Here is a 12,558-nt window from a genome sequence, read left to right as displayed (position 1 = left end):
AAAGATTATTGTTTCTTATATTTATTAATAAATTCTTGATCCTTTTTGCTTAAATCAATCGATTCCAGTAACTCCGGTCTTCTTTCAAGCGTTCGTTTTAAAGATTGTTCTCTTCTCCATTTTTCAATCTCTGCGTGATTACCTGACAACAACACATCTGGCACCTTATAACCTCGATATTCAACCGGTCGAGTATAATGAGGATGCTCAAGCAGTCCAGTAGAAAATGAATCTTTTTCGTGAGATTCTGCATTGCCCAGTACATTAGGCAATAGTCTAACGACACTATCCACAATAGTCATAGCTGCCAATTCTCCACCTGTTAATACGAAATCTCCAAGTGAAATTTCATCTGTGATCAGATGTTCTCGAATTCGCTCATCATAACCTTCATAATGACCACAAATGAAAATAAGCTCTTCTTCTTTTGCTAATTCTTCTGCTTTTTTCTGCGTAAATCGCTCCCCTTGAGGGCAAAGTAGAACGATTCGGCGTTTTTGTTGTTTATTCGTAGTTAAAGAATCTATTGCGTTAAATAGTGGTTCAGGTTTCAATACCATCCCAGCTCCACCGCCATAAGGGTAATCATCAACCTGATGATGCTTGTTTCCTGAAAAATCTCTAAAGTTCACGACATTAAGTACAACTTCATTCTTTTCCTGTGCTTTTTTCAAAATGGATGTATTAAAAACACCTTCAAACATTTCTGGAAATAGAGAAAGAATGTGAATATTCATCATGATAATAGACCTTCTAACACTTCAATAACAATTTTCTTATTATCAACGTCTACTGACTTTACTACATCTTCAATGTATGGAATGTAATGTGTTTTCCCTTTTGCAGGCTGAACTGCCCAAACATCGTTGGCACCTGTTTCAAGAATTTCTGTAACAGTTCCGATCGTTTCGCCTTCTGTAGACAAAACTGTACATCCGATTATTTCATGATAGTAAAATTCATTTTCTTCTAATTCTGAAAGGTACTTATCAGATACTTTTAAAATAGCGTCTCTAAAAGGTTCTACATCTTTCAATAATGAATAGCCTTCAAATGTCAATAAATCAAAGTTTTTATGCTTTCGATGAGTAGCTACTTTAACGGTGATTGGTTTCGATCCATCTGCTTTAAACAGCCCTAGCTCACTACCCACTTCATAACGTTCATCTGCAAAGTCTGTTTTGGAGATAACACGAACCTCACCCCATATACCATGCGTATTGACTATCTTACCAACGTTAAACCATTCCATGAATATTTTTTACCTCCTATCAAAAAAGGAAGAACAAATTGTTCTCCCTCTTTGTACATTAATCTAGAATGTCGACATATGTTTTTTTCTTTTGGTGACTGCCTGCTGCTGAGTAAACAATAGTACGAATCGCTTTCGCTACCCGCCCTTGTTTGCCAATTACTTTTCCCATATCTTCAGGATGAACAGAAAGTTTGTAAACTATACGGTTTACATTTTCTTCTTTAACAACCTGAACCTTATCTGGATAATCAACTAATGGTTTGACGATTGCTTCGATCAGCTGCTTCACATTGTCCCCTCCGATTATTTGCCGAGTTTTGCGTTATGGAATTTTTCCATAATACCTTGTTCTGAGAACAAGTTACGTACTGTATCAGATGGCTTTGCGCCGTCTTGAAGCCATTTTAACGCTAATTCTTCGTTAATTTTAACTTCAGCTGGTTTTGTAAGTGGGTTGTAAGTACCTACTGTTTCAATTTGACGACCATCACGTGGTGAGCGAGAGTCTGCTACTACAATACGATAGAAAGGAGATTTTTTTGCTCCCATACGTTTTAAACGAATTTTAACTGCCATTTTTATTGCACCTCCGAATAGTTTCACACAAGATAGTATATTATCAAGCTTTTATTTGTTTGTAAAGTGTTTTTTCTTAACACCCTAATTTTTTCAGGGAAAATTATTTAAAAAGTGAGTCTAAACCAGGCATTTTCATCTTTTTCTTCCCTTTTTGTTGCATGTTTGTCATTTGTTTCATCATTTTTTTCATATCTTCAAACTGCTTCAATAGTCTATTGATATCTTGAATAGACGTACCAGATCCTTTAGCAATTCTTTTCTTCCTAGGACCATTAATAATTTCAGGAGTTGTTTTTTCTTGCGTAGTCATGGAATAAATAATCGCTTCGACACGATCCATTTGCTTTTCATCCACTTTTGCATTCTCTAGTCCTTTAATTTTGCCTGCTCCTGGGAGCATTTTCAAAATTTCGTCCAACGGTCCCATCTTCTTCACTTGACTAATTTGTTCTAAAAAGTCATCAAAAGTAAAAGATTGCGTACGGAATTTTTCTTCTAATTCCTTCGCTTTTTCTTCATCAACATTTGCTTGTGCCTTCTCAATCAGAGACATCATATCTCCCATACCTAAAATTCGAGAAGCCATTCGCTCTGGATGGAAAGGTTCAAGAGCATCCATCTTTTCACCCATACCAACAAACTTAATAGGTTTTTGCGTAACAGAACGGATAGATAAAGCCGCTCCGCCTCGAGTATCCCCATCAAGCTTCGTTAATACGACACCGGAAATGCCAATGGATTCGTTAAAATTATTCGCTACATTGACTGCATCCTGCCCAGTCATTGCATCTACCACTAAAAACACTTCATCTGGTTCTTTGATGGCACGAATATCTTTTAATTCTTGCATAAGGGTTTCATCAATATGAAGTCGACCCGCAGTATCAATGATCACAACATCGTTATGCTCTGCTTTTGCATGCTCCATCGCTTGTTTTACGATTTCTACAGGTGAAATATCAGTGCCTAATGCGAAAACCGGTAATGATAACTGCTTACCAATTGTTTCAAGCTGTTTAACAGCTGCAGGACGGTAAATATCAGCCGCTACTAATAGTGGCTTTTTATTGTATTTTTTGCGTAACACATTCGCAAGCTTTCCAGTAGTGGTTGTTTTACCAGCACCTTGAAGACCAACCATCATAATTACGGTAGGTGGTCTTGATGAAAAAGAAATTTGACTTTGTTCTCCACCCATTAACTCTGTCAATTCGTCTTTAACAATTTTAATGACTTGTTGACCAGGTGTTAAGCTTTTCATTACATCTTGCCCAACAGCTCGTTCCGAAACATTTTTGACGAATTCCTTTACTACTTTCAAGTTTACGTCTGCTTCGAGTAGTGCATAACGAACGTCTCTCATCATTTCTTTTACATCTGCTTCAGAAATCTTTCCTTTACCTTTAATTTTCTGAAGCGTTCCTTGGAGTCGCTCAGCTAATCCTTCAAATGCCATGCATGCCGCCTCCTAATCCCATTCTTTTAATTGATTAATGAGTTCAATCAGTTTATCTTCAGATGATTGCTCCTTTGCTAAAAGCAATAGCTGCTCTATCGTTTCCTGACGTTTTTCAAATTTCGTAAAGAGGTTAAGTTTTTCTTCATACTCCTCTAACATTGCTTCTGTACGACGTATATTATCATAAACAGCTTGTCTGGAAATATCATATTCTTCTGCAATTTCTCCAAGGGATAAATCATCTAAATAATAAAGCTGCATATAGCTTCTTTGCTTATCTGTTAATAATGCCTGGTAAAAATCGAAGAGAAAATTCATGCGTGTTGTTTTTTCAATCATTCCCATCTCTCCTTACCAATTCAATTACATCCTCTAGTTTATTAATTGAGGATACAACTGTCAAGTATTTTTACTTGTCTCAGACTGTTGACAAGCGCTCGCATTCTTCGTTGCTTGCTCCTGCGGTTACTCGTCGCAAACAAAAGCGTTTGCACTTCGTTGTAAGCTCATGAACTTAAGTTCTATTCGCTTCCGCCTCGGTGCTCCTGCGCAAAGCTCGTCGCAAAGTAACTTTGCTGGCGCGCGGGCCCACAGGAAGTGGGTCATGCGACCGTTGCGACATGGATGTCGCGATTTTAGGTAGCCTAGAATGACAAGCGTTTTCAAGACAGTCTGAGATGACCCTACAATCTGCGTCTAGTATTTACTTGTCTTCATTTTCTTCATTTTCACTTTCCAACTCTAAACCTTCAGCAAAAAGTCCATATACATATTTTTCGGAATCAAATGGTTGTAAATCATCCATTTGTTCGCCTAGTCCAACAAATTTTACAGGAATATGAAGTTTCGAACGTATCGCTAATACGATACCACCTTTTGCGGTACCATCTAGTTTCGTTAATACAATTCCAGTAACATTTGTCGCTTCTTTAAACGTCTGTGCCTGCACAAGTGCATTTTGTCCAGTTGTTGCATCTAGGGCTAGCAATACCTCATGAGGGGCATTTGGAACCTCACGCGAAATGACACGATGAATCTTTTCTAACTCATTCATCAAATTCACTTTATTTTGGAGTCGACCTGCGGTATCACAAATTAAAACATCCGCATTACGCGTTTTAGCTGCTCTAATCGCATCATACATAACAGCAGCAGGGTCAGAGCCTTCCGCTTGTTTTATAACTTCTACGCCTACTCTATCGCCCCATACTTGAAGTTGGTCGATTGCCCCAGCACGGAAAGTATCCCCCGCTGCCAAAATGACTTTCTTTCCTTCGCTTTTTAAACGATGAGCAAGTTTCCCAATTGTAGTAGTCTTACCTACCCCGTTCACTCCAACAAACAAAATAACGGATAAACTATCTTTCTCCAGTTGAAGCTCTGTAATATTTTCATCCCCAGCTTCATAAATTTCGACTAGTTTTTCTGAAATAACCGATTGGATTCCGGCAGTATCCTTCATATTTTTACGCTGTACTTCAAAACGTAAGGATTCCATTAATTCAGAAACTGTTTCAAAACCTACATCCGCTTGTAATAATATTTCTTCTAGTTCTTCGAAAAAATCTTCATCTACTTTACGGTATTTAGCTACTAAATCATTTACTTTGGAAGTAAATTGGTTTCTTGTTTTCGCTAAACCTTCCTTAAATTTATTTGTAATCGAAACTGTTTCTTCTATCTCTTCCTTCGATCCAAGCATCTTATCCTTAAACTTCTTAAAAAAACTCATTCTCTAAGCTCCTTTTTAAGTTACTAATTCTTCTTCTAATTTTACGGAAACTAATTTCGAAATACCCGATTCCTGCATCGTAATACCGTACAATACATCTGCACCTTCCATTGTTCCTTTTCGATGCGTTATTACGATAAATTGCGTATCATGACTAAATTTCTTTAAATAGTTGCTATAGCGGGCCACATTTGCCTCATCTAGGGCTGCTTCTACCTCATCCAGTATACAAAATGGTACAGGACGAGTGTGCAGAATAGCAAACAATAAAGCGATTGCAGTAAGCGCACGCTCCCCTCCTGATAAAAGCGTAAGATTTTGCAGTTTTTTCCCCGGAGGCTGTGCAATGATGTCTACCCCTGTATCAAGTAATGAAGTAGGGTCGGTCAAAATTAAATCAGCTTGACCACCTCCAAAAAGTTCACGGAAAACAACTCTAAAGTGAGATTGTATTTCATTGAAAGTTGTTTCGAAACGGATAGTCATTTCTTCATCCATTTCTCTAATAACTTCATGCAAAGTTTCTTGGGCAGAAAGTAGGTCTTCTCGTTGCTCTGTTAAAAATGAGTGACGTTCACTCACTTGTTCAAATTCTTGAATAGACCCAAGATTAATCGGACCAAGCTCCTCAATCGATCTTTTTAGTAGAGTTACTTTTTTGCGTGCCAATTGTTCTTCCATTTTAAACGGGAAGTCACGTTCAGCTTCTTCCAAAGTCAGCTCATACGTTTCTTCCAAGTGATTGCGAAGCGTGTTCATTTCTACTTCTAGTTTACTTAGTTTAATCTCCAAGGTACGCTCTTCATTTGTCAGGAGCCCCGCTTTTTGCTGTAGCTCTTTAAGCTTGTTTTCAGCGCTATTAATATTTTGGGAAAGTTCCACTCTGCTACTTTTTTCAGCTTGAATTTGCTCAATTAATCGATCTTTTGTCAATTTGTACTTTGTAATGAGATCTGATAATTCATCGGCAGTTGGGCCTTCTTGGTCATCATTTTCATACCAAGCAATTTCTTTATCTAAAGTATCAATTTTATGTGTGCTAGCTTGAATTGAATTGGTAATTTGAATTTTTTCTTTTTCTTGTTGCGTAACTTGTTCATTCACTACAGCAATCTGAGATAACAACTCACCGAGCTCATTTTGAAATTTGTCTTTTTCTTCAATCGATCGAAGTTTTAAAACTTGTAACTGGTCAATCGATGCTTGAATAGTAGCTAATGATACTTTTATCTCCACGCTACGAGATGAAGTTTGTTCTTTTTTACGGACTAAATCATCATGTAAGTTACCTTTTTCCGTTTTCTCTTCATCATATTCAAGTAACTGACTTGTAAGCCTTGAAATAATAGCGGTACACTCTCTTGTTTCTGATAGTAATTTAAGTTCTTCTTCCCTTAAACTTTCTCCCAAAAGACGTGTTTCTTCCAATTCTAATCGTAATCCTTGAACTTCTTGTTTTTTGGAAGAAACCGATTTTTCCGCTTGAAGAACCGTTTTTTCCAACTCTACTAATTTATCATTTAGCTGTTCTAGCTCTACTTTACGAGTAAATAAGGAGGATTGCTGTTTAACAGAACCACCAGTGAGGGACCCTCCTGCATTCACGACATCACCATCTAATGTGACAAAGCGAAATTTATATTGCAGACGAGATGCCATTTCATTAGCACCCTTTAAATCTTTTGCAATAATTATATTTCCAAGTAAATTTTCCACAATAATTTGATACCCGTCATTGTAATTCACCAGCTTGTCCGCCGTATTTACAAAAGAAGGATGGTCCTTTACCATTGCTAAAGTTTGCTCATTTACCTTACGTGATTTCATTACTTGGAGCGGAAGAAATGTCGCTCTTCCTACACGCTTCTTTTTCAACCATTCAATAGCTAAACGCGCGTCTTGACTAGAATCAGTAATAATATGTTGTGATTGTTGTCCAATTGCTGTATCGATTGCATTCATATACGTATGCGGAATTTGAATCAGCTCTGCTACCGCGCCATGAATACCATGTAATTCTTTTTTTTCTCTAGCAATCAATACTTCTTTAACACCTTGGAAAAAGCCAGAAAACTCCGATTCTAGTTCTTCTAAAGAATCTTTTCTTGCTTGCATTTGATGTTTCATTTGATATGCCTTTTGAAGCATCGTCTGTTGTTCTTCCAACCCATTTTCAAGCTGTTCAGCTGTTTCACGTTTCTTTTTAAATGCTGATAATTTCTGTTCTAACTCTTTTTGACAAGTAGTCAGGCGAGATTCTAGTTCCATTTTGCGTTTAGTTAGTTTCTCTAGTTCTTCTTTTATTTCACGATAATCTTCCATCATTTTTTCAGAAGACACGAGTTCAAATTGAAGTTGCTGCTCCATATGTTTCATTTCGTTTTTCATAGTAGCTTCTTCATTCAATAAATCGATATAAGTACTTTTTAAATCCTCTATTTCTTCTTCTACTTCAGAAGCGGATTTACTTAAGACTTTGTCAATTTGCAACTTTTTGGAGCGAAGTTCTTTTAAGTGAACTTGTTTTTCTGTTCTGGAACCATCATTTTCTCTTAACTGTCTCTCGAGCAATTCAAGTTTTTCGCGTTCTTCTTCTAATGCTCTTTTTAACTGGGAAATTTGTTGACTTGCATTTTGTTTTTTCTCTGCTAGTAAAAGTTTTCTACCTTCTAATCGCTCTAATTCAGAACTTGCTTCTACGAGCTCACTTTGATTTGTATCTAGGCTTTCATCTATATCAGACATTTTTCTTCTGTCTGCCTGTATAGTCGCCTCTACATTATCTATTTGTAGTTGAAGTGCTTGTTTTGTTTCATCCAATGTATGAAGTTTTTTATGTAATTCAGCACTTTGCTGAACACACATTCTTAAATCATGTGCGATTACTGCTATTTCAATATCTTTTAATTCTTCGGACATTCTTAAATAATCCGAAGCAAGCGATGATTGTATTTGTAGAGGTTCCATTCGACTATCTAACTCATGCAAAATATCTAATACACGATTTAAATTGTCGTCTGTCTCAATCAGTTTAAATTCAGCTTTCTTCTTACGTTGTTTGTATTTAAGTACTCCTGCAGTTTCTTCGAATATTGTTCTTCTATCTTCTGGACGACTATTTAAAATTTCATCTACTCGCCCCTGAGAAATAATAGAAAATGCTTCTTTTCCAAGTCCAGAGTCCATAAAGAGATCCGTGATATCCTTTAATCTGCAAGTTTGTTTGTTTAGTAGGTATTCACTATCTCCTGAACGAAATACTCTTCTAGTTACACTAATTTCGGCAAAGTCTAAAGCAACTCTATTATCCGAGTTATCCAATATTAACGTAACTTCAGCAAAGTTTAACGCTTTTCTAGAGTCACTTCCTGCAAAAATGACATCCTCCATTTTAGACCCACGCAACGATTTAGCAGATTGCTCTCCTAATACCCATCTAATCGCGTCGGTTACATTACTCTTTCCACTACCATTTGGACCTACTACCGCAGTAACGCCTGGTACAAAATCGATTCCAATACGGTCAGCAAATGATTTAAATCCTATTATCTCTAATCTTTTAAGGAACAAACTTATTCCTCCCGTTCATGATCCCTTAATGCAATAATTGCTAGCCTTGCAGCTTGTTGTTCCGCTTCTTTTTTCGAACGCCCTTTTCCAATGCCAAGTTCATTTGTACTTAACAAAACACGAGATACAAAGGTTCGATTATGTGCAGGACCTTTTTCCTCCACGATTTCGTAACTTAACGTTCCATTATTTTGTTGCTGAATAATTTCTTGTAATTGACTTTTATAATCCATCACATGCGAAAAAGCACCGAGTTCGATTTTAGGGAATACAATTTTTTCTAAAAATGAAATAACTGTTGCAAGTCCCTTATCTAAGTATAATGCACCGATAAATGCTTCAAAAACGTCTGCAAGAAGCGCAGGTCTTTCACGTCCACCTGTCAATTCTTCTCCCTTTCCTAGCAATACATATTTACCAAAATTCAATTCATTGGCAAATAGTACAAGAGATGGCTCACAAACAATTGCTGCACGAAGTTTTGTCAGTTCTCCTTCGCTCATCCCCATGTATTGTTGAAATAAATATTGAGAAACAGACAATTCTAAAACAGCGTCTCCTAGAAACTCTAGTCTTTCATTATCGGCAAAAAATTTCCGTCGATGCTCATTCACATAAGATGAATGCGTAAAGGCTTGATACAATAATGTTGGATTATCGAAATGAATATCAAAATGTTGTTGAAAGAGATTAAAATGTTCTTTAACACTTTCAGGGAAAACTGATTTTTTCGTATGCGTACTTTTTTTCATGAATTATCTGCCTTTCTTGCTTATGGATCTATCTGTTTAAGTTTACCTGTTTCTTTAGCTTTGTGCAAAAGAAATAGAGACGTTCTATCTCTATTCGCAAGGAATGAGTAGAACGTCTCTGATGTTATTGAAATTAAGCTTGTTTACTTTCAATATAGCTAACTGCACTACCTACAGTTGAAATGTTTTCAGCATCTTCATCTGAAATTTCCATATCGAACTCATCTTCAAGTTCCATAACTAATTCTACTACATCAAGAGAGTCAGCACCTAAATCATCACGGAAAGATGCTTCTAATTTTACTTCGCTTTCATCTACACCTAGACGATCCACGATTACTTTCGTTACGCGTTCTAATACTGTTGACAAATTTGTCACCTCCCCTCAATGATTATACAAAAAACTCTAACCTATGGAAAGTGTAATTATAAATTCATGAATATTAATTCAGACCGAATTGCGATAGTCGAGGCAATAAGTTCTTCAACGACTGCAAGCATTATTCAATGGTCTGTAAAATTACATATACATGCCGCCATTAACATGTAACGTTTGACCAGTAATATAATTCGCATCATCCGAAGCTAAAAATGCAACGACTTTAGCAATATCTTCCGTATTTCCAAACTTTGCAAGCGGAATTTGACTTAACATTTGAGCTTTCACTTCTTCTGGAAGAGCCTCAGTCATATCGGTTGTAATAAAACCAGGAGCGACAGCGTTCACTGTAATATTACGGCTAGCTAGCTCTAGTGCAGTAGTTTTGGTTAAACCTATCACACCCGCCTTAGCTGCAACATAATTTGCTTGACCAGGATTTCCAGAAACACCAACAATGGAAGTAATATTAATAATACGCCCTTTTCTTTGTTTCATCATCTGGCGTGTAACTGCTTTTGTGGAAAGAAAGACACCCTTTAAGTTTGTATTAAGAACATCATCCCATTCTTGTTCCTTCATACGCATTAGAAGATTATCTCTCGTAATTCCTGCATTATTTATTAAAATATCGATAGAACCAAAATTCTCTAAAGTAGCACTAATTAAATTTTGTACATCTTCTGATTGATCTACATTCGCCTGAATAGCAAATGCTTCCCCACCAAATGATTTTATTTCCTCTACTACTTCTTCCGCTTTTTCTTTACTGCCACTAAAGTTAACAGCTACTTTTGCACCTTCTTTTGCAAGATAAAGAGCAATATCTTTTCCAATTCCACGTGAAGCACCAGTTACAATTGCTGATTTGCCATCTAATTTACCCATTATTAACCTCTCCTAATTCTGTAATAACTTGCTGCAAAGATGCTTCGTCATAAACGCAATAAGTTGTTACAGAGCGATCGATTTTTTTCACTAAACCACTAAGTACTTTTCCTGGCCCACATTCGATAAATACATTTACACCAAGCTCCATCATTTTCTCCACTGATTCTTCCCACCGAACTGGAGAATATAATTGCTCAACTAGTAAGTTTTTTATACTTGATGCTTCTGTTACAGGAAGCGCTGTGACATTTGAAATTACCGGTGTTTTCGTATCATGTAACGTAACAGCTGAAATTGCGTCATCTAATTTTTGTGCTGCAGGTCGCATTAGTTCTGAATGGAATGGTCCACTTACTACTAGTGGAATCGCTCTTTTCGCCCCAGCTTCTTTCGCTTTTGCTGAAGCTGCTTCTACGCCTGCAACCGTTCCAGAAATGACAATTTGACCTGGGCAGTTCAAGTTAGCAACTTGGACTATTTCACCACTTTTAGATACTTCATTCGTTACTTCTGTTAATGCTTCTTTATCTAACCCTAAAATAGCCGCCATTGCACCTTCACCTGCAGGAACAGCTTCATTCATGTACAAGCCTCTTTGATGAACTAATAAAACAGCTTCCTCAAAACTGATTACATTTGAGGCAACGAGTGCAGAATATTCCCCTAAGCTATGTCCAGCTGTATAAGCAGGAGAAATACCGGCATCCGTTAGTTTTTTAGCAATCATTGTACTAGTTGTAAGTAATGCGGGCTGCGCATGAAAAGTTTTTGTTAATTCTTCAGCAGGACCTTCTAACATAATATTAGATAGAGAAAAGCCTAGTACCTCATCTGCTAACTCATAATGCTTTTTGCTAGAATGGTCATTTTCTATAAATTGTTGTCCCATTCCAACAGATTGAGAACCTTGTCCTGGGAAAATAAACGCGATTTTAGTCATTTGGTAATTCCTTTCTTAAAGTACTTTGAATAATTCCACAAACGTCATGTTCTACCATTGTTCTTGCTTGTCTGATGGCATGAAAAATTGCATTTGCATTAGAAGAACCATGCGCTTTGATGACAGGAGCTTTTAAACCAAATAATCCTGCTCCACCATACTCGGAATAGTCTAGTTTCCCTTTTAACTCTTTTAACTGACCTTTCACAAGAAGTGCAGAAATTTTTGTTTTCGTAGAAGTATTAAAAGCTTCCTTCAACAAAGTAAAAATCCCAGATGCTGTTCCTTCAATCGTTTTTAATACCATATTACCGGTAAACCCATCCGTTACAACGACATCCGCAACACCAGTTAACAAATCTCTTGATTCCACGTTTCCAACGAAATTGATTGGCGCTTCTTTTAATAAATCGAATGTCGCTTTCGTTAATTCATTTCCTTTTTTGTCTTCAGTCCCTATATTCAAAAGTCCAACTCGTGGATTTTTAATACCTCGAACTTTTTCTGCATACACACTTCCCATTACAGCAAACTGTTCTAAGTGTTCGGGTTTTGCATCTGAGTTTGCTCCCAGGTCAAGCATTACAAACCCTTTCCCATCCAATGTCGGTAAGGTAGGAGCAAGTGCTGGTCGATCCACTTGGTCAATACGACCAACAACAAATAAACCCGCTGCCATCAATGCTCCAGTATTTCCTGCAGAAACGCATGCATCCACTTCTCCGTTTTTCACGGACTCTGCCATTTTTACCATCGAAGAATTTTTCTTTTTCCGGACAGCTCGTACGGGTTCATCAGTACCTTCAATAATCTCATTTGTATGTATCACTTGTAATCGGTCATGAGCAGTTACTAAAGAAGACAGTTTTTCCTCGTCCCCATATAACTGAATATGCAGATCTTCGAAAGCTTGTAATGCGTCATATACGCCCTTCACTATTTCATGTGGGGCGTTGTCTCCACCCATTGCATCAATTGAAATTTTCATATGTCATCACCTT

At 37.1% G+C, this 12,558-nt stretch carries 13 protein-coding genes; all 13 read right to left on the bottom strand.

The annotated features are described in order from the left end of the window. Positions 1-5: 5 nt before the first annotated feature. On the bottom strand, positions 6-737 hold the full coding sequence (gene trmD, locus PGC35_RS07775; RefSeq protein ID WP_275785171.1) for a tRNA (guanosine(37)-N1)-methyltransferase TrmD: 732 nt from the start codon (positions 735-737) through the stop codon (positions 6-8). Further along, positions 737-1,252 carry a ribosome maturation factor RimM gene (gene rimM / locus PGC35_RS07770; protein ID WP_053589999.1) on the bottom strand — a complete coding sequence of 172 codons (516 nt, stop codon included), beginning with the start codon at positions 1,250-1,252 and terminating at the stop codon, positions 737-739. Before rimM ends, trmD begins: the two co-directional genes overlap by 1 nt. Before the next feature lie 58 nt (positions 1,253-1,310). Continuing rightward, on the bottom strand, positions 1,311-1,544 hold the full coding sequence (locus PGC35_RS07765) for a KH domain-containing protein (protein WP_053590000.1): 234 nt from the start codon (positions 1,542-1,544) through the stop codon (positions 1,311-1,313). A 14-nt stretch (positions 1,545-1,558) separates the two neighbouring features. After that, on the bottom strand, positions 1,559-1,831 hold the full coding sequence (gene rpsP / locus PGC35_RS07760; protein WP_053590001.1) for a 30S ribosomal protein S16: 273 nt from the start codon (positions 1,829-1,831) through the stop codon (positions 1,559-1,561). A gap of 103 nt (positions 1,832-1,934) precedes the next feature. Further along, positions 1,935-3,290, bottom strand: coding sequence for a signal recognition particle protein (ffh, locus tag PGC35_RS07755; protein ID WP_053590002.1), 1,356 nt, complete (start codon positions 3,288-3,290; stop codon positions 1,935-1,937). 12 nt (positions 3,291-3,302) lie between these two features. Continuing rightward, positions 3,303-3,632, bottom strand: a complete 330-nt coding sequence (locus PGC35_RS07750; protein WP_371256505.1) for a putative DNA-binding protein — start codon at positions 3,630-3,632, stop codon at positions 3,303-3,305. Between the two features lie 364 nt (positions 3,633-3,996). Then, the gene (gene ftsY / locus PGC35_RS07745; protein WP_053590004.1) at positions 3,997-5,025 is read right to left on the bottom strand and encodes a signal recognition particle-docking protein FtsY; all 1,029 of its coding nucleotides are present in this window, start codon (positions 5,023-5,025) and stop codon (positions 3,997-3,999) included. A 15-nt stretch (positions 5,026-5,040) separates the two neighbouring features. Next, positions 5,041-8,595, bottom strand: coding sequence for a chromosome segregation protein SMC (gene smc / locus PGC35_RS07740; protein WP_375218785.1), 3,555 nt, complete (start codon positions 8,593-8,595; stop codon positions 5,041-5,043). A 2-nt stretch (positions 8,596-8,597) separates the two neighbouring features. Beyond that, positions 8,598-9,347 (bottom strand): ribonuclease III, encoded by a 750-nt coding sequence (gene rnc / locus PGC35_RS07735; RefSeq protein ID WP_053590006.1) that lies wholly within the window; start codon positions 9,345-9,347, stop codon positions 8,598-8,600. A 133-nt stretch (positions 9,348-9,480) separates the two neighbouring features. After that, positions 9,481-9,717, bottom strand: a complete 237-nt coding sequence (acpP, locus tag PGC35_RS07730; protein ID WP_053590007.1) for an acyl carrier protein — start codon at positions 9,715-9,717, stop codon at positions 9,481-9,483. A 150-nt stretch (positions 9,718-9,867) separates the two neighbouring features. After that, entirely contained in the window at positions 9,868-10,614 is a 747-nt protein-coding gene (gene fabG, locus PGC35_RS07725) for a 3-oxoacyl-[acyl-carrier-protein] reductase (RefSeq protein ID WP_375218784.1), read from the bottom strand. Further along, positions 10,607-11,557 (bottom strand): ACP S-malonyltransferase, encoded by a 951-nt coding sequence (gene fabD, locus PGC35_RS07720; protein ID WP_375218783.1) that lies wholly within the window; start codon positions 11,555-11,557, stop codon positions 10,607-10,609. The genes fabG and fabD overlap by 8 nt, the downstream gene beginning before the upstream one ends. After that, positions 11,550-12,545, bottom strand: a complete 996-nt coding sequence (gene plsX, locus PGC35_RS07715) for a phosphate acyltransferase PlsX (RefSeq protein WP_053590010.1) — start codon at positions 12,543-12,545, stop codon at positions 11,550-11,552. The genes fabD and plsX overlap by 8 nt, the downstream gene beginning before the upstream one ends. Positions 12,546-12,558: the final 13 nt, after the last annotated feature.

It is taken from the genome of Psychrobacillus sp. PGGUH221, from assembly GCF_042055255.1.
In the GTDB taxonomy this organism is placed as follows: domain Bacteria; phylum Bacillota; class Bacilli; order Bacillales_A; family Planococcaceae; genus Psychrobacillus.
This window is presented reverse-complemented; position numbering and strand designations above follow the sequence as displayed.

Coding starts and splice junctions, on each gene's coding strand:
- trmD (WP_275785171.1), bottom strand. CDS start 737: ATGAATATTCACATTCTTTCTCTATTTCCAGAAATGTTTGAAGGTGTT.
- rimM (WP_053589999.1), bottom strand. CDS start 1,252: ATGGAATGGTTTAACGTTGGTAAGATAGTCAATACGCATGGTATATGG.
- rpsP (WP_053590001.1), bottom strand. CDS start 1,831: ATGGCAGTTAAAATTCGTTTAAAACGTATGGGAGCAAAAAAATCTCCT.
- ffh (WP_053590002.1), bottom strand. CDS start 3,290: ATGGCATTTGAAGGATTAGCTGAGCGACTCCAAGGAACGCTTCAGAAA.
- PGC35_RS07750 (WP_371256505.1), bottom strand. CDS start 3,632: ATGATTGAAAAAACAACACGCATGAATTTTCTCTTCGATTTTTACCAG.
- ftsY (WP_053590004.1), bottom strand. CDS start 5,025: ATGAGTTTTTTTAAGAAGTTTAAGGATAAGATGCTTGGATCGAAGGAA.
- rnc (WP_053590006.1), bottom strand. CDS start 9,347: ATGAAAAAAAGTACGCATACGAAAAAATCAGTTTTCCCTGAAAGTGTT.
- fabG (WP_375218784.1), bottom strand. CDS start 10,614: ATGGGTAAATTAGATGGCAAATCAGCAATTGTAACTGGTGCTTCACGT.
- fabD (WP_375218783.1), bottom strand. CDS start 11,557: ATGACTAAAATCGCGTTTATTTTCCCAGGACAAGGTTCTCAATCTGTT.
- plsX (WP_053590010.1), bottom strand. CDS start 12,545: ATGAAAATTTCAATTGATGCAATGGGTGGAGACAACGCCCCACATGAA.